A 24,108-nucleotide genomic window follows, 5' to 3' on the forward strand; every position below is an offset into this window, starting at 1 on the left:
GCGCCTGGGCGAACAGCTGGCCGGACCACTGTCGCGGCTGATACCGGGCAAGTACCGCGGGATCGAAGCCTGCCAACTGGCCCGGGCCATGTGGCGCCTGGCCCTGGAAGAGCAGACCGGCACGCGCATCGTCGAGTCCGACGAACTACGCAAGCTGGGCAAATGAATCGCTCGCCCGCGAGCCACTCCTGCACACACCTGTAGGAGCCGGCTTGCCGGCGAAGCACTACAACCCGCCCGTTGCCTGAAACCCCACCCCCAATACCGTCAGCACCGATAGCGGCAGCAACAGGGTATCGAGCAGGGCACTGGCTGGCAGATCCACGCCAGGATAGCTCGGTGCCTCGGCGCCAAAGCGGTCCATGGCGCAGCACCCACCCTGCATCGCATACAAGTCCAGGCGCGTCCCCGAATACACCACCGGCGCCCCGGGCTGGGCGGCATTCAAGGTCCGGGCCGTGGCACAGCCGCCCAGTTGCAGGGCGGCCAACAGCACCAGTAGGGACTTACTCATCGCTGCTCAGATGATGCTCGCCCCAGCGCGGCAACATGTCCTGCGGGATGCTCAACAGATTGAGAATCCGCGCGACGACAAAATCCACCAGGTCATCGATGGTCTGCGGCTGGTGATAGAAGCCCGGCGAGGCCGGCAGAATGGTCACGCCCATGTTCGACAACTTGAGCATGTGCTCCAGGTGAATGCTGGAGTACGGCGCCTCGCGAGGCACCAGAATCAACTGCCGGCGCTCCTTGAGGGTCACGTCCGCGGCGCGCTCGATCAGGTTGTTGCAGGCACCGGTGGCAATCGCCGACAAGGTGCCGGTGGAGCACGGCACCACTACCATCGCCGCCGGCGAGCCGGAGCCCGAGGCCACCGGCGACATCCAGTCCTCCTTGCCATAAACGCGGATCTGCCCCGCCGACGCACCGGTGTATTCGGTGAGGAAGGCCTGCATGGTCTGCGGCTTGGGCGGCAGGGTCACATCGGTTTCCGTGGCCATGACCAATTGCGCAGCCTTGGAGATCAGAAAATGCACCTCTCGGTCCTCACGCACCAGGCAGTCCAGCAGGCGCAGGCCGTACTGGGCGCCCGAGGCACCGGTCATGGCCAGGGTGATGCGTTCCGGGCCGTTGTTCATCGCAGCGCCTCGGCCAGTTTGCCGTGCAGGCCGCCAAAGCCGCCGTTGCTCATGATCACCACCTGGGTGCCCGGCTTGGCCTGGCTCTTCACCCGCTCGATGATGCCTTCCAGAGAGTCGCTGACAATCGACGGCACCGTGCACAAGGCCGCCGTGGCGGCCAGATCCCAGCCCAGGTTGGCCGGGGCATACCAGATCACCTGATCGGCCTGGTTGACGCTTTCCGGCAGGCCATCACGGTGCGCGCCGAGCTTCATGGAGTTGGAGCGCGGCTCGATGATGGCGATCACCGGGGCATCGCCAACCCGCTTGCGCAAGCCATCCAGCGTAGTGGCGATGGCCGTCGGGTGATGGGCGAAATCATCGTAGATGGTCACGCCATGCACTTCGGCGACTTTCTCCATGCGCCGCTTCACGCTCTTGAACGCGCTCAGGCCGGCAATGCCCATCGACGGCACCACGCCCACATGGCGTGCCGCAGCCAGGGTGGCCAGGGCATTGGCAACGTTGTGCTGGCCGGTCAGCTCCCACTCCACCACGCCCTGGCTCACGCCTTCGAACATCACCTCGAAGGCCGAACCGTCGGCGCTCAGCAACTTGACCTGCCACTGGCCACCGGCGCCGGTAGTCTGCACCGGGGTCCAGCAGCCCATCTCGATCACCCGCTGCAAGGCAGGCTCGGTGGTGGGATGGATCACCAGGCCTTCGCTGGGAATGGTCCGTACCAGATGGTGGAACTGCCGCTCGATAGCCGGAAGATCAGGGAAGATGTCCGCATGATCGAATTCCAGGTTATTGAGGATCGCGGTCCGTGGGCGGTAGTGGACGAACTTCGAGCGCTTGTCGAAGAAGGCGCTGTCGTACTCATCAGCCTCGATCACGAAGAACGGCGTACCGCCCAAGCGCGCGGAGACGGCGAAATTCTGTGGCACGCCGCCGATCAGGAAGCCCGGGCTCATGCCCGCATGCTCCAGGACCCAGGCCAGCATGCTGCTGGTGGTGGTCTTGCCGTGGGTCCCGGCCACCGCCAGTACCCAACGCCCCTGCAGCACATGGTCGGCCAGCCATTGCGGGCCGGACACATAGGGCAGGCCCTTGTTCAGCACGTACTCCACCGCCGGGTTGCCGCGGGACATGGCATTGCCGATCACCACCAGGTCCGGCGCCGGGTCCAGCTGGGCAGGATCGTAGCCCTGGGTCAGCTCGATGCCCTGGGCCTGCAACTGGGTGCTCATCGGTGGATACACGTTAGCGTCGGAACCGGTGACGTGATGGCCCAGCTCTTTGGCCAGAACCGCCATCGACCCCATGAAAGTGCCGCAGATACCGAGAATATGGATGTGCATAGTCGACCTCGAAAAACATCGGCGCAGGTTAGCGTAGAGGGCTGCAAATCGCACCCATTAGCTGACCGGGAGGTTGCTGCTGGCCTGCGCCGGCGCAAGCCCGACGGGCCAGCAGCGGCCGGCAGCTCGGACTATCGCGCGATGCCGTGCTTGCGCAGCTTTCTATAGAGGGTGTTGCGGCTCACGCCCAACTGCTCGGCGGTATGGGTCATGTGCCAGCGCTGCTGCTCCAGGGCCGCCAGCAACGCCACCCGCTCGGCATCCTCCAGTGGCCGCTCCGGCACCTCTGCTTCCGCTTCGCCCAGCGGCGCCGGGCGGCTGTGGCGGATCAGCGGCGGCAGATCATCCAGGCCAATGCGGCCGTTTTCACACAAGGCCGCCAGGGTACGCAGCACGTTGCGCAATTGCCGCACGTTACCCGGCCAGGAATAACTCAACAGGCTCTGGCGCACCGCTTCCTCCAGCATCACCGGCTGGCCGCCCGCCTCTTCGGCCAGGAGGAAATCCAGCAACTGGGATTTGTCGCTGCGATCGCGCAAGGCCGGCAAGGCGATCTCCAGGCCATTGAGCCGGTAATACAGGTCCTCACGGAAGCTACCGTCGCGCACCCGCTCCAGCAGGTCACGGTGGGTCGCGCTGATGATGCGCACGTTGACCGGTTGCGGCTCGCCGCCGATCGGCACCACCAGCCGATCCTCCAGTACCCGCAGCAAACGGGTCTGCAGGGCCAGGGGCATATCGCCGATTTCATCGAGGAACAAGGTACCGCCATCAGCCTGCTGCAACTTGCCGCGCATGCCCTCCTTGCGCGCCCCGGTAAAGCTGCCGCCGCGATAACCGAACAGCTCGCTCTCGATCAGGCTTTCCGGGATAGCCGCGCAGTTGAGCGCGACAAAGGCCTTGCCCGCCCGCGCGCTGCCCTGGTGCACCGCCTTGGCGAAGGCCTCCTTGCCGGAGCCGGTCTCGCCATTGATCAGCAACGGCACATCGCGCTCGAACACTCGCGAGGCGCGGCGAAAATCGTTCTGCAGGCCGTCATCCCCCAGGCAGATCCCCGAGGGCCGCGCCGGCGCAATGGCCTGCGGTGCCCGCAGCACCGCTGGTTGTGCGGCCGGCTGTGGCTGGCCGCGCAACAAGGCGAACAGGCGTCGCCCGTCCCGGGTGCGCAATGGCCAACTGGCGCTGGCATTGATACTGGCGCGGCCGAGCAGTTCATCCAGGGAGCAGTCGAAAAAGCTTTCCACCGGCTTGCCCAGCAACCCGCCGCGAATATGCCCCAGCAGGTTCAGGGCGCTCTGGTTCACCGCACAGATCCGGCCATCGCCATCGAACGCCAGCAGGCCCTCGCTGAACAGCCCCACCGACTCCGCCTGCAGATGAAAGCGCAGCAGCCACTGGTTCTCGAAATAACGCAGGAAATAGCAGCTCTCGATCATCTTCGCCGACAGATTGACCAGGGCCATGGTGTGGAACTGGCTCTGCCGGGACACGTCCTGGCGCGCCGACGACACATCCAGCACCGCCAGCAACTCGCCATGGGGGTCGAACACCGGGCTCGCAGAGCAGGTCAGGCCGGTGTGCCGGCCGCGGAAATGCTCGCCCTGGTGAATGGTCAGCGGCTGGCGCTCCACCAGGCAGGTGCCGATGCCGTTGGTGCCCTCCCGGGCCTCGCTCCAATCGGCGCCCAGCCACAGTCCGGCATGCTCGAAGATCTTGCGTTCGCTGGGGGCGGTAATGCAGTTGAGGATCACGCCCCGGGCATCGGTCAGCAGCACCGCATGCCCGGCGCCGGACAGTTGTTGGTGCAGGTTGGCCATCTCGGTGCCGGCAATCTGCAAGACATCTTGCAGGCGCTCGCGGCTCTCCAACAGGCGGCCATGTTCAAGCACCGTAGGGGCCATGACCTGGGCCGGGTCGAGATGATAGTCCTCGAGGCAGCGCAGCCAGGAGCGGGCAATGGAAGGATCGCTGCCCGGGCCCTGCAAATGAGCCTTGCCCTGGGCCACGGTGAGCACCTGCTGGGCATGCCGGCTCAAGTAATTGCTAGTGTGCATTTCTTATTATTCTCCTGCTGCGCTGTCACGCTCAGACGAAATACTGTCGCCACTGCCGGGCTGCAATCGACTACGAAGGAGGAATGCTCATCAGACTTGTCCGACAAGATTCGACACGCGAACCAGCATCCTCCAGGCGCTGCTGCATTGCAATGCCGGCTTGACTCCCGAGTCACAGGTTGTGCCACTTAGGTTACAAACTGTCACTCAAGCCTGTACCGGATCCGTCACAGCGCCCCGTAGCGGTCCCCTCGAAACATCCGCAAACCCTTGATGCATATGGCCTGTAGCACGCTGGCCCGACCTTTGCTCTACGCTTGATATGCGCTACGGCGCGTCCTCCCCCATAAGCATAAAAGCCAGGAGATACCCACCATGCGTTACGCACACCCCGGTACTGAAGGCGCTATCGTTTCGTTCAAGAGCAAGTACGGTAACTACATCGGCGGCGAATTCGTCGCGCCTGTCAAAGGCCAGTACTTCACCAACACCTCGCCGGTCAACGGCCAGCCAATTGCCGAATTCCCCCGCTCCACCGCCGAAGACATCGACAAGGCGCTGGACGCTGCCCACGCCGCCGCCGACGCCTGGGGCGCCACCTCGGTGCAGGCGCGCTCGCTGATCCTGCTGAAGATTGCCGACCGCATCGAACAGAACCTCGAACTGCTGGCCATCACCGAAACCTGGGACAACGGCAAGGCCGTGCGCGAAACCCTGAACGCCGACATTCCCCTGGCCGCCGACCACTTCCGCTACTTCGCCGGTTGCCTGCGGGCCCAGGAAGGCAGCGCTGCGGAAATCGACGGCAACACCGTGGCCTATCACATCCATGAACCCCTGGGCGTGGTCGGGCAGATCATCCCGTGGAACTTCCCGATCCTGATGGCCGCCTGGAAACTCGCCCCGGCCCTGGCAGCGGGCAACTGCGTGGTACTCAAGCCCGCCGAGCAGACCCCGCTGGGCATCACCGTGCTCATGGAAGTGATCGGCGACCTGCTGCCACCCGGCGTACTCAACGTGGTGCAAGGTTTTGGCCGCGAAGCCGGCGAAGCCCTGGCCACCAGCAAGCGCATCGCCAAGATCGCCTTCACCGGCTCGACTCCGGTGGGCTCGCACATCATGAAGTGCGCCGCCGAGAACATCATTCCGTCCACCGTGGAACTGGGCGGCAAGTCGCCGAACATCTTCTTCGAAGACATCATGCAGGCCGAGCCCAAGTTCATCGAAAAGGCCGCCGAAGGCCTGGTGCTGGCATTCTTCAACCAGGGTGAAGTCTGCACCTGCCCATCCCGCGCCCTGGTGCAGGAATCGATCTACGACGAATTCATGCAAGTGGTGATGAAGAAGATCGAGCAGATCAAGCGTGGCGACCCACTGGACACCGACACCATGGTCGGCGCCCAGGCTTCCGAGCAGCAGTTCGACAAGATCCTCTCCTACCTCGACATCGCCAAGAACGAAGGTGCGCAGCTGCTCACCGGCGGCAAGGTGGAAAAACTCGAGGGCGACCTGTCCAGCGGCTACTACATCCAGCCGACCCTGCTCAAGGGCACCAACAAGATGCGCGTGTTCCAGGAGGAAATCTTCGGCCCGGTGGTCAGCGTCACCACCTTCAAGGACGAAGCCGAAGCCCTGGCGATCGCCAACGACACCGAGTTCGGCCTGGGTGCCGGGGTCTGGACCCGCGACATCAACCGCGCCTACCGCATGGGCCGCGGGATCAAGGCCGGCCGCGTCTGGACCAACTGCTACCACCTGTACCCGGCCCACGCCGCGTTCGGTGGCTACAAGAAATCCGGCGTGGGCCGCGAGACCCACAAGATGATGCTCGACCACTACCAGCAGACCAAGAACCTGCTGGTGAGCTACGACATCAACCCGCTGGGCTTCTTCTGATCGATCCTCCCGGCGGCACAGGCCGCCGGGAGGCCTTTTCGCGGCCCTGCCGCACAGGTTCACCTGCTCTGATCCGGTGCCGACGGCTTGCCGGACGGGACACTGCTGTCGGAAGTTCTGCGCCAAACCAGTCGTGCACAGACCCTGCTTGAAAAACAATAACAAGGGACAAACGCAATGGATCAGATCGGCAACTACGTGCTCTACCTCATCATGCTCTGCGCCGTACTTGGCGCCTTCGCCGCCATTTATGACAGCGAGCGAGGCCTGGGCAAGGAATTCATGGAAGGCATTCACGCCACCGGCTACATCTTCGTGCCGGCCGCGGGCATCATGGCCTCCATCCCCTATCTCACCGTGGTCATCGAAACCGTATTCGGACCGTTCTTCAATTCCCTGGGAGCCGATCCGGCCCTGGCGGCGACCATGATCATCGCCTCGGACATGGGCGGCTATCAGCTGGCCTCGGCCCTGGCCGCCAGCAAGGAAGCGCTGGTAATGGCGCTGATCACCGGCTTCATGGGTGGCGCCACCATCGTCTTCTCGATCCCCATGGGCCTGGCGATGCTCGACAAGCGCGACCACAAGTACATGGCCCTGGGGATCATGTCCGGGATCCTCACCATTCCCGTGGGCGTAATGATCGCCAGCCTGATCCTGGCCTTCAGCAACCCGCAGGTACGCGAACTGGTCAGCACCAGCGGCGAAGCCAGCTACCAACTGGCCCTGGGCCTGGGCAGCATCTTCGCCAACCTGCTGCCGATCCTGATCTTCGTCGTGGCCCTGGCCCTGGGCCTGCGCTTTTTGCCGGACATGATGATCAAGGGTTTCATCATCTTCGGCCGGGCCATGGACGCGGCGATCAAGCTGGTACTGGTGTTCTCCATCGTCGAGTACTTCACCGGGGCCTTCTCCGCGGTGTTTGGCGGCTGGGGCTTCCACCCGATCATCGCCGACGCCGAGGACCAGACCCGCGCCCTGGAAACCGCCGGCTACATCGGCATCATGCTGGCCGGCGCCTTCCCCATGGTCTACCTGCTGCGCAAGTACCTGGGCAAGCCCCTGGAAAACCTCGGCGGCAAGATCGGCCTCAGCGCGGTAGGCAGTGCCGGCATGCTGGCCACCATCGCCAACATCCTGGCCATGTTCCGCCTGGTGCGCTTCATGCCGCCCAAGGACAAGGTGGTGAACATCGCCTTCGGTGTCTGCGCCGCCTTCCTGCTGGGGGACCACCTGTCCTTCACCGCCAACTTCCAGCCGACCATCATCCTCCCGGTATTGATCGGCAAGATCAGCGCCGGCTTCGTCGCGGTGGGACTGGCCTATTGGCTGTCGGTGCCCAAGGCCCTGCAACTGGAAGCCCAGGACCGGGCTGCCGGAATCATCGGCGAAGGCGAGTACCTGGGCGGCACGGCCCTGGAAACCCCGGAACCGGCAGGCCAGAAGGCCACGGCCTGACTCCGGCGCGGCGAGGAACGCCTGCATGCAAGCCTTCACCGGCGGCGCCCAGGTCTTGCTGCTGGGGCTGGACTTCGGGTCCACCACCAGCAGCGTGCTGATTGCCCAGGCCAGCCTCAGCAGCCACTGCATCACCGGGCGCATGGCCCTCAACGAACCCCGGGTGCTGTTTCGCGGCGACCCGGTGTTCACGCCCTTCAAGGATGAGGTCATCGATGAAGCCGCGATCCGCGGCCTGATCGAAACCTGGCTTGAACAGGCGGACGTGCGCCCGCAGCAGTTGTTTTCCGGCGGGGTGATCATCACCGGGCTGGCGGCCCGGCGGCACAACGCCCAGGCCCTGGCGCAACTGGTGGGGCAACTGATCGGTAACGCACTGATCACCCGTGCCGACGATGGCGGCCTGGAGTCCTGGCTGGCGTTCATGGGCAGTTGCTCGGCCCTGAGCCGCTTTCACGCGCAGCAGCCCATGCTCAACCTGGATATCGGCGGTGGCACCACCAATGCCGCCTGGGGCCTGGAGGGCAATGTGCTGGCCAGCGGTTGCCATTTCATCGGTGCCCGGCACCTGCAATTCGAGCCGGGCAGCTATCGGCTCAGCGGAATGTCGGAGTTCGGCCGGGCCCTGCTCGATCACCTGGCGATTGGCAAAACATCCGGACAACTCCTCGACAGCTCACAACTGCAGGCCGTGCTGGATTGGTACATCGACGCCCTGCTGGCGCTCGTGTCGGGGGACCGAGCGTTCTTTGCCAGCCCGCTGGGCCGGTTGACGGAGCAACTGCCGCTGAACCTGCCGGCTCACGAACCTGATGTGGCGCTGACCTTTTCCGGTGGCGTTGGCGAGTTGCTGTATCAGCACTTGCAGGGTGAAACCCTGCCCGGCACCACCCACTACGGCGACCTGGGCATCGACCTGGCCCTGGCCATTGCCCGCCAGCCGCGGCTGGTGCGTGACGCCCGCCGCCTGGTCCCGGAAAACCGTGGCCGGGCCACGGTCTACGGGCTGACCCTGCACAACACCGAAATCTCCGGCAGCACCTTGTTCCTGCCCCGGCCCGAAGCACTGCCGCTCAAGGACCTGCCCATCGTTGCCCGTCTATCGGTGCGCGCCTCCCGGCAGCAACTGGAGGCGGCCCTGGAACTGGCCCTGAGCAGCCGCGACGGTGCCTGCCTGCAATTGCTCGATGGCGGCCAGGCGCCAGGCCTGGAAGAAATACGCCACCTCGGCGCCCTGCTGTGCCGGGCCCTGGGCACTGCCCGCCCGGCTGCCCAATGGCCGCTGGTGCTGCTGTTGGAGAGCAACGTCGGCAAGGTCCTGGGCAACTACACCACGGATTGGGGGCGCAGTTCTTGCAACCTGATCGTCATCGACGAAGTACGTGAACGCTCGGCGCACTTCATCAATCTGGGAACACCCCATCAGCACATAGTGCCCGTCGCCTTTTACGGTGTGCACTGATGCCGATGCCGGCCAAGGAGAGTCTTGCCATGTCACTCACCGAACTGCAGCACATCCGCCTTCCCGTCGTCCCGGCCGAACGTGGCTACAGCACCCGGGTGCTGGATCGCCAGATCGCCTTCGACAGCCTCAAGGCGGTGCTCGGCGCCGCCGACATCAGCAAGGCCGGGGACCGTGTGGCGGGGCTGGCCGCCGTGGATGAAATCACTCGCGAAGCAGCGCGCAAGGTGCTCTCGGAACTGACCCTGGATCACTATTTCCAGCACCCGCTGACCGACCGTCACGGCCATATCGACAGTGTCATGCAGGTCAACTACGACATCGACCACGAAGTGTTCGGGGAAATCGCCCCTCTTACCCTGGGCGCCCTGAAAGATCGCCTGCTGCGCAGCCACGGCACCGAAATACGCCGCATCGGCCGCGCCCTGACCGGGGTGATGGTGGCCGCCCTGGCCAAGCTGCTGGATGTGCATGAACTGATCCTGCTGTCGAAAAAGCTCAAGAGTGGCGCGGCCGCCAAGGCCCGAACCCTGGTGGGCCTGCCCGGCACCCTGTCGTCGCGCCTGCAGCCCAACCATCCCACCGACAACCTCAGCGGCATCACCCTGCTGGTCTACACCGGCCTGAGCATGGGCTCGGGGGACGCGTTGATCGGCCTCAACCCGGCCATCGACACCGTGGACAACATCAGCGCCACGCTCCACCACCTGGACAAGCTGCGCCGGGAAACCGGAGCACCCACCCAAATCTGCGTGCTGTCCCATATCAAGACCCAACTGGCCTGCCTCGACCAGGGCGCTCCAGTGGAGATCATGTTCCAGAGCCTGGCGGGCACCGAACGTACCCTGACCGACGAGTTCGACGTTACTGTGCAACTGCTGGACCAGGCCTGGCAGACCATGGCCGAGCGCGGCCCGCTGCGGGACGTGGCGGAAAACTTCATGTACTTCGAGACTGGCCAGGGCAGCGAGCTGACCTACGGCAAGCACGAAGGCATCGACATGACCACCTGCGAAGCCCTGTGCTACGGGCTTGCCCGGCGCTACCGGCCGTACATGGTGAACAACGTCACCGGCTTCATCGGCCCGGAAACCCACCTCGACAACTTCGAGATGACCTACTCCTGCCTGCAGGACCAGTTCATGGGCAAGTTGCTGGGCCTGCCCATGGGCATGGCCCCCTGCTACACCCTGCACTCGCAAGTAACCCTGGAAGGCCAGCAGATGGCCACCGAATTGCTGACTGCCGCAGGCGCCAACTTCTTCATGGACGTGTACCTGAGCACCGACCGCATGCTCGCCTACTTCGACACCAGCGCCCACGACAACCAGACCCTGCGCGAGGTGCACGACCTGGCACCGGCCCCGGAATACCTGCGCTGGGCCCTGGGCAAGGGGATTTTCCAGGAAGACGCCCACGGCAACGTGGAACGCGGGCCGAACTGGGGCAACCCGAGGATTTTCTGCCAGTCAGACATCGACTTCCAGCGCCTGCTGGAATCCACCCCGGCCACCTACGGCTTCGACAACGCCGGGCCGCGCCCGGCCAACAGCGTGTCGCGTACTGTACGCGCCAACCTGGCAGTGGCCCGCGAGGCAATCTACGTCGACTTGCGCCCCACCGAAATCGGCGCCATTGCCCTGCGTGAGTTGCGCACCGCCGCCCCGGACAAGCTGGCCCATCTGCAAGACCCGGAGCTGGGCGCGCGGCTGACCGAGGAAGTGCTGCGGCGCCTTAAACCGGAATACAACGACGTGCAGATCGTGATTTCCGACGGCCTCAGTGCCGAGGCCATCCACCACAACATTCCCGAGCTGCTGCCGGTGCTGCTGGACGGCTTGCACAGCCGCGAGCTGCGCATCGGCCAGCCGATCCTCGCGCCCTATGGCCGGGTCAAGCTGGCGGAGTCGGTGGGCGAGGCCCTGCAACCCCAGCTGATCATCGTGCTGATCGGCGAGCGGCCCGGCGGCGATGCCCTGGCCTCACGGAGCATGTCCGCCTACCTGGGCTACCGCCTGCCGGACGAGCAGGCGCGCCGCGCCGCCGCCCAGTTCAGCGGCAATGCCGACATTCGCTATGAATACACCGTGATCTCGAACATCTACAGCGGTGGCCTGCCGCCGCTGGAAGGCGGCAGCCTGGTGGCGGAAAAGGCCTTTGCCATCCTCCATCACCGGGCTGCCGGCAACCGTCTGGAAAACCTGCTGAAGAAGGTGGCATCCTGATGATCCGCCAGCACTCGGCAACGCCCCTACATCGTTGAAACGGAGACTGAGATGGCCCAATTTTCCCACAGCGTAGGTTCTCAGACCTATCGCTTCGACAGCCTCAAGGACGTCATGGCCAAGGCCAGCCCGGCCCGTTCCGGCGACTTTCTGGCCGGGGTTGCCGCCCTCAACGACGGCGAGCGGGTTGCCGCCCAGATGACCCTGGCGGATATCCCCCTCAAGCACTTTCTCGAAGAGGTGCTGATTCCCTATGAGTCCGACGAAGTCACCCGGCTGATCATCGACACCCATGACCGCGAGGCCTTCGCCACGGTCAGCCACCTGACCGTGGGCGGCTTTCGCGACTGGCTGCTCAGCGACGCCGCCGACGAACAGAGCCTGCGGGCCCTGGCGCCGGGCCTGACCCCGGAAATGGCCGCCGCGGTGTCGAAGATCATGCGCGTGCAGGACCTGATCCTGGTGGCGCAGAAGATCCGCGTGGTGACCAAGTTTCGCGGCACCCTGGGGCTGCGTGGACGCCTGTCCACCCGCCTGCAGCCCAACCACCCCACCGACGAGCCGGCGGGCATCGCCGCAAGCATTCTCGACGGCCTGCTGTACGGCAACGGCGACGCGATGATCGGCATCAACCCGGCCACCGACAGCATCGCCTCGATCTGCGCCATGCTGGAAATGCTCGATGCCATCATCCAGCGCTACGAGATCCCCACCCAGGCCTGCGTGCTGACCCACGTCACCACCTCCATCGAGGCGATCAATCGCGGCGTGCCCCTGGACCTGGTCTTTCAATCGATTGCCGGCACCGAAGCGGCCAATGCCAGCTTCGGCATCAACCTCAACGTGCTCCAGGAAGGCTACGAGGCGGGCCTGAGCCTGAACCGCGGCACCCTGGGGCAGAACCTGATGTACTTCGAGACCGGCCAGGGCAGCGCCCTGTCGGCCAACGCCCACTTCGGCATCGACCAGCAGACCTGCGAAACCCGCGCCTACGCCGTGGCCCGGCACTTCAAGCCGTTCCTGGTCAATACCGTGGTCGGCTTCATCGGCCCCGAGTACCTGTACAACGGCAAGCAGATCATCCGTGCCGGCCTGGAAGACCACTTCTGCGGCAAGCTGCTGGGCGTGCCCATGGGCTGTGACATCTGCTACACCAACCACGCCGAAGCCGATCAGGACGACATGGACAACCTGCTGACCCTGCTGGGCGTGGCCGGAATCAACTTCATCATGGGCATCCCCGGCTCCGACGACATCATGCTCAACTACCAGACCACGTCCTTCCACGACGCGCTCTATGCTCGCCAGACCCTGGGCCTGAAACCTGCCCCTGAGTTCGAGCAATGGCTGGCCAGGACCGGCATCTTCACCCAGGCCGACGGCAAGGTGCATTTCGGCAACAACCTGCCGCCGGCTTTCCGCCAGGCGCTGGCCCAGTTGGGATAAGGAACAGGCTCATGCAAAAACACCCGACCGATTCGCAGAACCCCTGGCTGGAACTGCGCCGTCTGACTCCGGCACGCATTGCCCTGGGCCGTACCGGCACCAGCCTGCCCACCGATGCTCAACTGGACTTCCAATACGCCCACGCCCAGGCCCGGGACGCCGTGCACCTGCCCTTCGACCACGCCGGCCTGAGCGCTCAATTGGCCGAGCGCGGACGTGACAGCCTGCTGCTGCACAGCGCCGCCACCGACCGCCACAGCTACCTGCAACGCCCCGACCTGGGACGCCGGCTCAGTGACGACTCGGCCCAGGCCCTGCGCGACTACGCCAGCGCCCATCCCGGCGGGTTCGATCTGGCAGTGGTGGTAGCCGACGGCCTGTCGGCCCTGGCGGTGCATCGCCATACCCTGCCATTTCTGGCACGCATGGAGGAACAGACCGCCGCCGAAGGCTGGTCGCTGTCGCCCGTGGTGCTGGTGGAACAGGGCCGGGTGGCGGTGGCCGACGAGGTCGGGCAACTGCTGGGGGCGAAGATGACGGTGATCCTGATCGGCGAACGCCCGGGGCTCAGTTCCCCCGACAGCCTGGGGCTTTACTTCACCTACCAGCCGAAAATCGGCCTCACCGACGCCTATCGCAACTGCATCTCCAATGTGCGCCTGGAGGGCCTGAGCTACGGCATGGCCGCTCACCGCCTGCTCTACCTGATGCGTGAAGCCTGCCGCCGCCAACTGTCGGGGGTGAACCTCAAAGACGAGGCGCAAGTGCAGACCCTGGACAGCGACGAGCCGGCAGATATGAAGGGCAACTTCCTCCTGGGCCCGCCCCAAGCGTGATTTTGCAAGACGATTGCGCTTTTTCGCCGCTTTGGGCAGCATCGCAACACGGCTGCCCGAGTCATCCAACCTGTGCCGTCACATCCACTTGAAGTTGAGAGCCACCATGCGGATTACTCAAGCAACCCTCGAGCACCTGGATCTGTTGACCCCCTTATTCGTCAAATACCGCGAATTCTATGGCGCACTGCCCTACCCGGATTCGTCCAGGGCCTTCCTGGAAAAACGCCTGCGGCGCAAGGAATCGGTGATCTACCTGGCCCTGGCCGACGACGACAGCAACAAATTGCTGGGCTTCTGCCAGCTGTACCCGAGCTTTTCCTCCCTCTCCCTCAAGCGTGTGTGGATTCTCAACGATATCTACGTTGCCGAAGACGCCCGACGCCAGCTGGTAGCGGACAACCTGATGCGCACCGCGAAGAAGATGGCCAAGGAAACCAACGCCGTGCGCCTACGGGTGTCCACCAGCAGCAACAACGAAGTGGCACGCAAAACCTACGAGTCCATGGGTTTTCGCGAAGATACCGAGTTCAAGAACTACGTCCTGCCCCTCAGCGACGACTGACTCTGCAGACAGCGGCCCCAGGGCCGCTTTGGCATTTCCGCCCCTGACGCGCGCCCTCCCGGCAACCTACCAAGCACCGGCCAAGCCGAAACGCCCCGCTACAATCTGAACACGCATTTCACTTGTCAGCCCTTATAATGCCGACCTTTTCGGATCGTAAGAAAAGCTACACACCCCTGTAGTCCCTTTCTCCGAGTCATCGCACAGGCCTGCCGAGCCAGGCTGTCATCACAGGTGCCCCAATGGATTTCAACCCGATCGACCTAATCCTTCATCTCGACGTTTATCTCGACATGCTGGTGACCAACTACGGGCCCTGGATCTACGCCATCCTGTTCCTGGTGATTTTCTGTGAGACGGGCCTGGTGGTAACCCCCTTCCTGCCCGGCGACTCCTTGCTGTTCATCGCCGGCGCGGTGGCCGCAGGCGGCGGCATGGACCCGGTGCTGCTGGGCGGCCTGCTGATGCTGGCGGCGATCCTTGGCGACAGCACCAACTATGTGATTGGACGAACGGCAGGGGAACGGCTGTTCAGCAACCCCAACTCGAAGATCTTCCGTCGCGACTACCTGCAGAAAACCCACGACTTCTATGAAAAGCACGGCGGCAAGACCGTGACCCTGGCGCGCTTCCTGCCGATCATCCGCACATTCGCGCCCTTCGTCGCCGGCGTGGCGCGCATGCCTTACCCACGGTTCTTCGCTTTCAGCGTGGCCGGCACCATCCTCTGGGTCGGCGGCCTGGTGACCCTGGGCTACTTCTTCGGCAACGTGCCCTTCATCAAGAAAAACCTCTCGCTGCTGGTGGTGGCCATCATCCTCCTGTCCCTGGTGCCGATGATCATTGGCGTACTGCGCAGCCGTTTTGGCCGCAGTACCGAAAAAGCCGAAACCCGCTAAGCACCATGTGGTCCCTCAGCGCCTGGCGCCGCAAGCGCCGGCTGGCCAGGCACCCGGTCAGCGATGAAACCTGGCAGCGGGTACGCCAGCACCTGCCCTTCCTCGACGGCATCAGTGCCGCCGAGGACCAGTGGCTGCGCGAGGCCAGCGTGCTGTTTCTCGACGACAAGCACCTCACCGCCCTGCCCGGGGTCGAGCTGCACCAGGAACAGCGCCTGCTACTGGCGGCCCAGGCACAGCTGCCGCTGCTGCACCTGGGGGACCTGAACTGGTATCAGGGCTTCCACGAAATCATCCTTTACCCCGACGACTTCCTCAGCCCGCAACGCCATCGCGACGCCAGCGGTATCGAGCACGAATGGGATGGCGAGCACAGTGGCGAAGCCTGGCAGCAGGGGCCGATCATCCTCGCCTGGCCCGGAGTCCTGGCCAGCGGTGGCTGGGAAGCCTACAACCTGGTGATCCACGAACTGGCCCACAAGCTGGACATGCTCAACGGCGACGCCAACGGCCTGCCGCCGCTGCACAGCGACATGCGGGTCAGCGAGTGGGCGCAAGTGATGCAAAGCGCCTACGACGACCTCAACCACCAGTTGGACCGCAATCCGGACGCAGAAACCGCCATCGACCCCTACGCCGCGGAAAACCCGGCGGAATTCTTCGCCGTCACCAGCGAATACTTCTTCAGCGCCCCGGACTTGCTGGTGGCGGCCTATCCGAAAGTCTATGCACAACTACAGCTGTTTTATCGGCAGAATCCACTGGCCCGGTTACAGCAACTTCAAGCAGAAGATCCGGTCTATCAAACGCACCACTAATGTCCTGTCGCGCTATTTAAGCTGTTCATCTGAAGACCGGTTACCTGACAACCAGGCCGCCGGTCGCTCGGCAAACCCGAACACGCCCGCAACACAGTACAACCAAGGTTCTACGACCCTTGGCACGTGGCATCGGTAGCGGAGTGTGTCTATAATCGCCGCCACTTTTTGGTCAATCCGGCCAAGTCATTTGGTCAACTAACGGGGGCAACGCCCAATGAGCTACAGCAAGATTCCGGCGGGCAAAGACCTGCCGAACGACATCTACGTCGCTATCGAAATCCCGGCCAACCACGCGCCGATCAAGTACGAAATCGACAAAGACAGCGACTGCCTGTTCGTTGACCGCTTCATGGCCACCCCGATGTTCTACCCGGCCAACTACGGCTTCATCCCCAACACCCTGGCTGACGACGGCGACCCCCTCGACGTACTGGTCGTGACCCCTTACCCAGTAGCGCCAGGCTCGGTGATCCGTGCCCGTCCAGTGGGCATCCTGAACATGACCGACGACGGCGGCGGCGATGCCAAAGTGATCGCGGTACCACACGACAAGCTGTCCCAGCTGTATGTCGACGTGAAGGAATACACCGACCTGCCAGCCCTGCTGCTGGAACAGATCAAGCACTTCTTCGAGAACTACAAAGATCTCGAAAAAGGCAAGTGGGTGAAGATCGACGGTTGGGGCAATGCCGATGCAGCCCGCGCCGAGATCCTGAAGTCGGTTGCTGCCTACAAAGGCTAAGAAGTAACTGCACGCTTGGAGCAACAAGCTTCAAGAAAGAGCCCCGGTCATCCGGGGCTTTTTTATGCCCGCACGCAGCACCAGTTGCCTGCTGGCGCCGGCTTGCCGGTGAACCGCTTCCTCGGCCGACCACGCATCCAGCAACATATTCTTCGCACTTTTTACTGCTTCAAGGCCTCTGGAACGCGCTTCGCACTGGGAATTCCCGGCGAATATGCGTATGCTGCGCCCCACATTTGCGCATCGACCCTTCAAGCGGTCAGAGCGCCTGACGAAGCGGATGACTTTCTCGCCCAGTCCCACAGCCAGCCGCAAGAGCTGGGTGTACGTTTTGAAGGCTGGTGCGGTTTACCAAAAATGAACCAAGCCAGTCCCCGAGAAGCCGGCCACAAGCCGGCTTTTTAATGCCTGGAACCCGGGCACGGGAAGGACCGGCCACTCCTACAGCAGGTGCAGGATGCACGACCTACGCAGCTTTGCAGCTCCTACAAGATCCCCTGCGGTGAATTTTCAGCCCCTGCGGCGAGCCATCAACGGTGCATTGCTGGCGGCGCTGACAGCCCTTGGCCTTTGCGGGTGCGTGGGTGCCTGGATGGATATGCCCGAAAGGCAAGTCACCAAGACCGACGCTCACCAAACGCTGGTGGGCCACTCCATGACCCCGGTCATCACCCGCACGCAGAAGAGCCCCGCCGAACGCCAGTGGTGCGGCACCACCGTTTTGCTCGTGATCCTGCCAATCCCGCTGAAACTGCCGGTTTGCGAGTCCTACAGCGCCACCTCGTACGGCAACGATATAAACGGCGCCGAAGCTGCGTTGCTGTATGTGAACCAGAAAGTCAGTTCGGACTTCTACGCCTGTGGCCCATTCATGTTCCTCGGGCCAATCGCGCACGGTTACCAGGGCAACGCGCTTTGCGGGAGGTTCCGCTAGGCCCTTCCCTCCTTGGCCCCCACACCAAGGCCCTCACGTTCTCGCTACAATCCCGCCCATTGATGGCAATTCGCCCGGTCTGCAGCGGCCGGCTTCGACTCCTGCCCCTTGAGCGCGACGTTAACGAGAAATCCGGACATGCAAACGCCGGGCGTTCATGGTCAATGGCGAGCGGATGCTGATCGAATGCCAGCGCCGGTGCTCACCAATGACCTTGCTGCTGTGCGACCTGGACCATTTCAAGCGCCTGAGCGACGCCTACGGTCATCAGACCGGCGACCAAGTGCTGGTCGCATTCAGCCAGGTGCTTGCAGAAACCCTGGGTACAAAAGACGTATTTGCCCGCATTGGCGGTGAACAGTTCACCTGCCTCCTGGCCGCGACCGATGAGCAGGCCGCCTGGCTCCTGCGTGATTTTGCCAATCAGCGGGATAACTGTGATACGCCCCCCAAAGGCGGCAAATAAGGCACTTAGCCAGTATTTCCGGCGCCCTTGGGCAAGAATAAACTCGCCGCTCTCCAGGACTCTCGGATGACAAGGAATGTGGAATAAAGAAGCCGCTATCAGTCACTTGAACGCTCACGCTCACGCCGGTAGTACGGGGCGCTGTGCGGCCTATACTCGCCAGGCGATCGAAGCCGGTGGCGGTGGGGTGATTCTGCACAGGAAGCACTCGGCCAAGGACTTCGGCTCATCATTGACTTCTGCCGGTTTCATCGAACAACCGGCCGGCCAGACGCCCGCAGCGGGCGATGTGGTGATCATCCAGCCCATTCCAGGGCACCCCCACGGTCACATGGCGATGTTCAACGGCACACTCTGGGTGTCAGACTTCAAGCAACTGCACGGTTTCTACCCGGGGCATTCCTACCGGGTGCAGAAACCTGCCTACAAAATCTATCGCCATCCGTAAGGGGTCCCCCATGAGAATGCTGTTCTGCTCGCTGCTGGCAGCGGTCGCGATGCATCAGTCGGTAGCCCTGGCCGACTGCGCCAGTTCGCCAAAGCCCGCAACCCAGGCGTTTTATAGCTGGTACCTGCAAACCTTCAGCGAAGACAAGGATCCGTTGACCGACAACGTGGCGGAAATGAAGAAGTACGTCTCCGACTCGCTGATCACCAAGATCAAGAAACAGATGGCCAGCCCCGACGGCCTGGAAGAGGACTACTTCCTCAAGGCCCAGGACTACATGGATGAGTGGCTGACCCAGATCAAGGTCAGCGAACCACAAGTCCAGGGCTCCAGCGCCAAGGAGCAAGTGACGTTGGGCAACACCCCGGACACCACCCAGATCGTCGATGTGCGGATGATCAAGGACAAGGGCTGCTGGAAGATCGATGAAGTGATTTCCACCGCCGACCAGAGCGATTGACCTACCGCTTCGGCGCTGACTCCGGCCACAGCGCGGGTCGTCCATCCGGGCGATCCGCCATGCTAAGCTGCGCGCCGTTTCGGGCAACGGCCCGGGACCTCCTTCACTGAAAAAGGACTCTCAGTCATGTCGTTGCCGGCCGCAGTACGCCTGCCCCTGTCATTTCTCTCGCTGTTCAGCGTTCTCAGCCTCAGCAGTTCCTGGGCCCATGCCGATGCGCAACAGGACGTCGCCAAGGGGCGTTGGCAAGGCCTGGCCGGCATGGCCAATCTGTACCTGGACGAAGCCACGCCAGCGGATTTCATCGAGGCCGGGGACAATGAGAAGAGCCAGCACGACAACTACGCCGGCGCCCTCGCCTATTACCTGACCGCTGCCCGCCTCGATCCGAAGAATGCCTACGCCTCCTACCAGGCCGCCGGCAGCCTGGCGGCCATGGACAAGAACAAGCGCGCCGCCGAATACCTCGACCAGGCCCGCGAGCGTGGCTTCTGGCAGCTGGTGCTGCTCAAGGAAGACGACGAACTGGAATCGTTGCAGCAGGACCCGGCCTACAAGAAGCTGTTGCAGGCCGCCGAGAAGAACTACCCGGCCAAGGCCAGGGATGCGGGCCTTGCGGCCTTCAGCATTCCCCAGGGCAAGGCCCCGAGCGAGGGCTGGCCGGTAGTGGTCTGGCTGTCGGGGTTCGGTACCGAAGGCAGCGACGGCATCGACATGCGCACGGACCTGGTGGGGGAAAAAGCCGTGCTGGTGGGCATCAACGGCACTCTCAAGCGCGATGAGCACCAGTTCATGTGGCAGCAGCATTCGGTAGCGCCGACCGAAGAGGCGGTCAGCGCAGCGCTGAAGAAACTGGAAAAGCAGACCCGTATCGATCGCTCGCGCATCGTCCTGATGGGTTTCTCCCAAGGTGCCGAGCACGCCTCGCACCTGATCGCCGAGTACCCGCAGCACTACAGCGGCGCGCTGCTGCTGTCACCCGGCGGCTACCGGATTCCCTTCGGCGAAACCAAGGCCCGGGACAAGCGCATCGTCATCGTCCATGGCGCCAAGGAGCACGAGAGCAACCAGAAGCTCACCGCCGCCACGCAACAGGCCCTAGAACCCGGCAACCAGGTCCAGAGCCATGAGCATGAGCAAGGCCATACCTTCCAGGACGACTGGCGCCAGGTGTATCCGGGCTACCTGAAGTTCGCCCTGAACCTCTGATGCCAGGTGCCGGGGCTTGAGCCCCGGCTGCTATCACTTGGCCGGAGTCATGGGCCCGGGGGCCTTTACCTGAGTCATCAGGTCATCGTCCCACTGCCCCTCGACCTTGACCTGAGCCAGGGCCCCCAACTCCATGGCCTCGATCAGGTTGTGGTTGAGGTACACGTAGGTGCCCGGCTGCTTGAAGGTGTAGAGCGCCGCCAGGGCCGAACCGCCGGGGATGAACCAGGTCTCCAGGTTGCGTTGCGGGGCGTTGGCGAACTTGCCGGTGGTCCAGACCCAGTCGCCATGGCCGCCGATCAGGTGCGGACGGCTGTCGCGGTTGGCCTGGGAGTGGATGAACAGCACGCTTTCGCCGACCTTGGCGGTCAGGGCGTTGGCTCCGGTCAAGGCGCCGACACGGCCGTTGAACACCACGTGGCTCGGGGTCAGGGTACGCATCACTTCACGGGTGTCCTGGTAGCTGGAGGCCAGGTCCGGGTAGCTCTTGTAATGCCCGTCCTTGTCCTTGGGGATGTACAGGTCGAACTCGCCGATGGTGTAGGCCCGGTCATAGTGCAAGGGCCTGCCGGCAGGGTCCTGCAAGCCTTCGCGCGGCAGCACCATCAAGGTCCCGCTCATGCCCGAAACCACGTGCCAGGGCACCATGCCCGGCGGCGCGCAGTGATAGACGAAGGTCCCGCTGCGGTCAGCCTTGAAACGCAGCACCACTTCCTGCCCCGGCAGCACCTGGGTCAGCGCCGCACCGCCCAGGGCACCGGTGGCCGCATGGAAGTCGATGTTGTGGGGCATGCTGTTGCTGGCCGGATTGCTCAGGGTCAGCTCGACGTAGTCGCCCTCGTGCACCACCAGGGTCGGCCCCGGCATGGAGCCGTTGAAGGTCATGGCCTGCAGGGTGGTGCCCTGATCGTCCACCACCATCTTTTTCTCTTCCACGTTCATGCGGAACTGCACGACCTTCGGCGGCCCGCTGACAGCCTGCTCATGAACATGCACCTGGGGCGGCGCCACCAGGTCCACCTTGACCCGCTGCAAACCGTCGGCGCCCGCAGCCAACACCAGGCTGGAGGCACAACTTCCGGCCACTACACAGCACTTCAACCACGATTGAAAAGCACCCATGTTCTGCATTTCCCTGCCAATGAATGGTGATTCATTGCAAGGCAAACACCGGGGGCCCGTATTGTCTCAGGGCAATGAACGGATGGCCGGGAAAGCGCATCCGTTGAGCCCGGTCATGGATAACTGAAACTGCGCACCAGGGTCAGTTCCCCGGGGGCGCGCATCGGCACCACAAAGGTCTCGCTCTTTTCATCCGGCGTGCCTTCCTCGGTAATCACTGTGACCTGGGCGGTGGTCAGGGGCTGCACGGCATTTTCCTGGCCGCCGTCTTCATCGTCGTCACTGCGATAACCGCCACCGTAGTAGTTCACATAGACCAGGTACTGGCCCTTGAGCGGCGCCGGCATGGAGAAGATCTCCGGGCCGTAGCCCGTGGTCACGTCCACATCCAGGGTCGCGCCGTTGGGAGCCACGCGGTCGCCGTACCAGATGTGCGCGCCGTCCGGGGTTACCAGGTGCAGGTCGAGGTCGGTGTTGTCGCTGTCCCAGGACAGCAGCACGCGCAACTTGGGCGGGGTCACGCCACCGCCGGTGTTGAGAAACTGCACGCGCTTGCGCTGCTGGCCATCCGGGCTGCGCACTTCGACGCTGTTGCTGCCGTTGGGGAAGGCGTACGGCCGGTCGAAGCTGCCTTGCTCATCGAACTTGAGCGGCATGCTGACGCCATTGACGATCAGCTTGCCGGGCTCTTTGTTCGCTTTGGGCGCACCCTTGATCTGCCCGCGAATACGCGCGGTATCGGCCTGGCCTTGGGGGGTATTCACCGAGGAGGCCGGGTAGTTGACCTCCTGAATGTACTGTTCACCATCCATGGCTCGAGTGCGCCAGCCGCCCTTGGGGGTGTCGAGCTGGATGCCGCTGTCGGCCAGGGCCATGGGCAGGCTGAACATTCCACAAAGGAACAGGAGGACCGGGGGAGCAGGAAGTTTCATGGCCTATTCCAATAAAAGATGACGGGCGAGCCCTTCGATGTAGGTTTCATCCTGGCCGTTGGGATGAGCTTCAAAGGCCAGGTGCAGGTATTCGTGAGTCAGGTCGAGGCGGTCTTGCAGCGAGAGCACGCCCCGCACATAAATGCGTTGCCGTTCACGGTCGACGTAGGGCCGGCCGAAACTCAGGCGGCACACGGCGAACTGGCTGATTTCGTTGTAGCCGATCTCTTGCTCCAGCGGTTGGCGCCAGCGCCGGCGCTGCTGCAGCAGCCACTCCTGGGCCGCCGGCAAGGGTTCGCAGGAGGCCACGGGGTTGTCCCAGCGGCTGAGGCTGGCCCGGGGATAGGCGTGCAGCAGGATGGCGTCGTAGCGTTGCCCGGCCCGGGCCTGCTCCACGGCCTGTTGCCAGGACAGTTTGTCCGGCGCCTTCAGGTCCGAGTGATAGGTGACTTGAGTGCCGGCCAGCACCAGGTCGCTGGTCCAGGCGGCAATGGCCCGGGCCTGGGCAGTGGCCGGGCGCGGCGCGACCCGCTGGCGGTTGCTGCTGTCGTCGATGCTCAGGCATTCGCCGCTGCGCCCGGCGTTCTGCAACAGGTAGGTACGGATGGCCACGGCCAGCGCCTTGGCGGCCTCCACTGGCTCACTGGTGGCTTCGCGCTGCAGTACCCGAGCGACATATTCCTCACGGTCCAGGCGCGCCACCAGTCGCTGGGCCGCAGGGTCTTGCTGCAGGAACAGCTCGCCGGCGCTGTGGATATCCAGCTGGTTGCCGTTGGCAAACTCCACCCGGTAATCCCCTTGCAAGGCACCCGGTTTAGCCGGCTGGCCGCCCTGGCTGACGCTTTTGAGCGGGTAGCGGGAAAACAGGCTGACCTCCACACAGCGGCCTTTATCCACAGGCGGGTTGTCCGGCAGTTCCTGGTTCAGGGCCTGGGCGTAGTCCTTCAACACCCGTTGGCTGGTGCCACGCCCGCCCACCCACAGCGGTGTGCCATCCACCAGCCAGCCGGCAAAACCACCCTGGCGCGACTGCGGGTCCTGATCCGCCAGCCAGCTCCAGGTCTTGACCCGCAAGCGCCCGCCCAAGGCGCCCACTACAGCGCCGTCGGCGGCATTGAGCACCACATCCAGCAGCACGCGCCGGGCCGTGTCCCGGGCCGGCAACAGCGCCAGCACCTGCAGCAGTTCCGCCACCGGGACCCGGGTCTGGGGCTGCAGCTGGTTGAGGTCCTGCAACCAGTCGGGAGCGTTGCGGGCCCGCCAGTAATGGCGCCAGTCAGCGGCGGACAGTTGCAAGCGCTGGGGCTCGAAATACAAACCGCAGGAACGTACCAGCGCCTGATCACGGGCGATGCTGGCGCCCACCGCACAGCAGTAGACCTCTTCCTTGGACTTGCCCTGGCAGGCATAGGCCGGCTCCTGGGCGCCGGTGTCCACCAGCCAGGCGTAGACAAAGAGTTTCCAGACACTGCCCAGGGGCGCTTGCAGATCCTTGGGCAACGGCTCGCGAGACAGAACCTGGGTCTTGCTCAGGCTCACCAGCTCACTGTCCGGGGCGGTTTTCCAGGCCAGGCGCAGAGGCTCGTCCTGGGCCGTCACCCACCCAGGAAGCAAACACAGACATAGCCAGGCCCAGCACCGCACCATG

Annotated in this window: 23 protein-coding genes and 1 pseudogene; 17 read left to right on the forward strand and 7 right to left on the reverse strand. The window is 63.8% G+C overall.

Annotated features, from left to right (window positions below; all coding sequences use genetic code 11):
• A pseudogene (locus F6S12_RS13090) lies at window positions 1-166 on the forward strand (oxidoreductase); the annotation flags it as partial.
• Between the two features lie 60 nt (window positions 167-226).
• Here the strand turns inward: F6S12_RS13090 and F6S12_RS13095 are convergent.
• The 4 genes from F6S12_RS13095 to F6S12_RS13110 form a co-directional block, all read right to left on the reverse strand.
• A complete protein-coding gene (locus F6S12_RS13095) occupies window positions 227-514 on the reverse strand; it encodes a YceK/YidQ family lipoprotein (RefSeq protein ID WP_011063683.1) in 288 nt (95 codons plus the stop codon).
• Window positions 507-1,139, reverse strand: a complete 633-nt coding sequence (ubiX, locus tag F6S12_RS13100; RefSeq protein ID WP_041120005.1) for a flavin prenyltransferase UbiX — start codon at window positions 1,137-1,139, stop codon at window positions 507-509. The genes F6S12_RS13095 and ubiX overlap by 8 nt, the downstream gene beginning before the upstream one ends.
• A complete protein-coding gene (mpl, locus tag F6S12_RS13105) occupies window positions 1,136-2,485 on the reverse strand; it encodes a UDP-N-acetylmuramate:L-alanyl-gamma-D-glutamyl-meso-diaminopimelate ligase (RefSeq protein ID WP_011063685.1) in 1,350 nt (449 codons plus the stop codon). The genes ubiX and mpl overlap by 4 nt, the downstream gene beginning before the upstream one ends.
• A 131-nt stretch (window positions 2,486-2,616) precedes the next feature.
• On the reverse strand, window positions 2,617-4,539 hold the full coding sequence (locus F6S12_RS13110) for a sigma-54-dependent Fis family transcriptional regulator (protein ID WP_123431460.1): 1,923 nt from the start codon (window positions 4,537-4,539) through the stop codon (window positions 2,617-2,619).
• 375 nt (window positions 4,540-4,914) lie between these two features.
• Between F6S12_RS13110 and F6S12_RS13115 the strand changes: the two genes are divergently transcribed.
• From F6S12_RS13115 to F6S12_RS13190, 16 genes are all read left to right on the forward strand, one after another.
• On the forward strand, window positions 4,915-6,435 hold the full coding sequence (locus F6S12_RS13115) for an aldehyde dehydrogenase family protein (RefSeq protein WP_011063687.1): 1,521 nt from the start codon (window positions 4,915-4,917) through the stop codon (window positions 6,433-6,435).
• 177 nt (window positions 6,436-6,612) lie between these two features.
• On the forward strand, window positions 6,613-7,893 hold the full coding sequence (eutH, locus tag F6S12_RS13120) for an ethanolamine utilization protein EutH (protein ID WP_011063688.1): 1,281 nt from the start codon (window positions 6,613-6,615) through the stop codon (window positions 7,891-7,893).
• 25 nt (window positions 7,894-7,918) lie between these two features.
• Window positions 7,919-9,355 carry an ethanolamine ammonia-lyase reactivating factor EutA gene (locus F6S12_RS13125; RefSeq protein ID WP_315868964.1) on the forward strand — a complete coding sequence of 479 codons (1,437 nt, stop codon included), beginning with the start codon at window positions 7,919-7,921 and terminating at the stop codon, window positions 9,353-9,355.
• A gap of 29 nt (window positions 9,356-9,384) precedes the next feature.
• A complete protein-coding gene (locus F6S12_RS13130) occupies window positions 9,385-11,580 on the forward strand; it encodes an ethanolamine ammonia-lyase (RefSeq protein WP_315868965.1) in 2,196 nt (731 codons plus the stop codon).
• Between the two features lie 51 nt (window positions 11,581-11,631).
• Window positions 11,632-13,026, forward strand: coding sequence for an ethanolamine ammonia-lyase subunit EutB (locus F6S12_RS13135; RefSeq protein ID WP_011063691.1), 1,395 nt, complete (start codon window positions 11,632-11,634; stop codon window positions 13,024-13,026).
• An 11-nt stretch (window positions 13,027-13,037) separates the two neighbouring features.
• Window positions 13,038-13,862, forward strand: a complete 825-nt coding sequence (gene eutC, locus F6S12_RS13140) for an ethanolamine ammonia-lyase subunit EutC (protein ID WP_041120010.1) — start codon at window positions 13,038-13,040, stop codon at window positions 13,860-13,862.
• Between the two features lie 106 nt (window positions 13,863-13,968).
• Window positions 13,969-14,427 carry a GNAT family N-acetyltransferase gene (locus tag F6S12_RS13145; RefSeq protein WP_011063693.1) on the forward strand — a complete coding sequence of 153 codons (459 nt, stop codon included), beginning with the start codon at window positions 13,969-13,971 and terminating at the stop codon, window positions 14,425-14,427.
• Window positions 14,428-14,669: 242 nt separating this feature from the next.
• Entirely contained in the window at window positions 14,670-15,326 is a 657-nt protein-coding gene (locus F6S12_RS13150; RefSeq protein WP_011063694.1) for a DedA family protein, read from the forward strand.
• Window positions 15,327-15,331: 5 nt separating this feature from the next.
• Window positions 15,332-16,144 carry a zinc-dependent peptidase gene (locus tag F6S12_RS13155; protein ID WP_053160168.1) on the forward strand — a complete coding sequence of 271 codons (813 nt, stop codon included), beginning with the start codon at window positions 15,332-15,334 and terminating at the stop codon, window positions 16,142-16,144.
• A 217-nt stretch (window positions 16,145-16,361) separates the two neighbouring features.
• Window positions 16,362-16,889, forward strand: coding sequence for an inorganic diphosphatase (gene ppa, locus F6S12_RS13160; RefSeq protein ID WP_011063696.1), 528 nt, complete (start codon window positions 16,362-16,364; stop codon window positions 16,887-16,889).
• A 15-nt stretch (window positions 16,890-16,904) separates the two neighbouring features.
• A complete protein-coding gene (locus F6S12_RS13165; RefSeq protein WP_169893382.1) occupies window positions 16,905-17,294 on the forward strand; it encodes a hypothetical protein in 390 nt (129 codons plus the stop codon).
• A gap of 97 nt (window positions 17,295-17,391) precedes the next feature.
• Complete coding sequence (locus F6S12_RS13170; protein WP_019092768.1) at window positions 17,392-17,823, forward strand: hypothetical protein; 432 nt, start codon at window positions 17,392-17,394, stop codon at window positions 17,821-17,823.
• Window positions 17,824-17,980: 157 nt separating this feature from the next.
• Window positions 17,981-18,289, forward strand: a complete 309-nt coding sequence (locus F6S12_RS13175) for a GGDEF domain-containing protein (protein WP_315868966.1) — start codon at window positions 17,981-17,983, stop codon at window positions 18,287-18,289.
• A 76-nt stretch (window positions 18,290-18,365) separates the two neighbouring features.
• On the forward strand, window positions 18,366-18,737 hold the full coding sequence (locus tag F6S12_RS13180) for a hypothetical protein (RefSeq protein WP_011063715.1): 372 nt from the start codon (window positions 18,366-18,368) through the stop codon (window positions 18,735-18,737).
• Window positions 18,738-18,747: 10 nt separating this feature from the next.
• Window positions 18,748-19,197 (forward strand): DUF3828 domain-containing protein, encoded by a 450-nt coding sequence (locus F6S12_RS13185; RefSeq protein ID WP_011063716.1) that lies wholly within the window; start codon window positions 18,748-18,750, stop codon window positions 19,195-19,197.
• A 126-nt stretch (window positions 19,198-19,323) separates the two neighbouring features.
• On the forward strand, window positions 19,324-20,406 hold the full coding sequence (locus tag F6S12_RS13190) for a dienelactone hydrolase family protein (RefSeq protein ID WP_019092772.1): 1,083 nt from the start codon (window positions 19,324-19,326) through the stop codon (window positions 20,404-20,406).
• A 33-nt stretch (window positions 20,407-20,439) separates the two neighbouring features.
• Here F6S12_RS13190 and nirK read toward each other — a convergent pair whose 3' ends face one another.
• The 3 genes from nirK to F6S12_RS13205 form a co-directional block, all read right to left on the reverse strand.
• A complete protein-coding gene (gene nirK, locus F6S12_RS13195) occupies window positions 20,440-21,528 on the reverse strand; it encodes a copper-containing nitrite reductase (RefSeq protein WP_169893400.1) in 1,089 nt (362 codons plus the stop codon).
• 113 nt (window positions 21,529-21,641) lie between these two features.
• Window positions 21,642-22,460 (reverse strand): YfaP family protein, encoded by an 819-nt coding sequence (locus F6S12_RS13200; protein ID WP_015637188.1) that lies wholly within the window; start codon window positions 22,458-22,460, stop codon window positions 21,642-21,644.
• A gap of 3 nt (window positions 22,461-22,463) precedes the next feature.
• A complete protein-coding gene (locus F6S12_RS13205) occupies window positions 22,464-24,107 on the reverse strand; it encodes a DUF2300 domain-containing protein (protein ID WP_210693284.1) in 1,644 nt (547 codons plus the stop codon).
• Window position 24,108: the final 1 nt, after the last annotated feature.

Origin of the sequence: Pseudomonas sp. JV245A (genome assembly GCF_032424515.1) — a bacterium.
In the GTDB taxonomy this organism is placed as follows: Bacteria; Pseudomonadota; Gammaproteobacteria; order Pseudomonadales; family Pseudomonadaceae; genus Aquipseudomonas; species Aquipseudomonas protegens.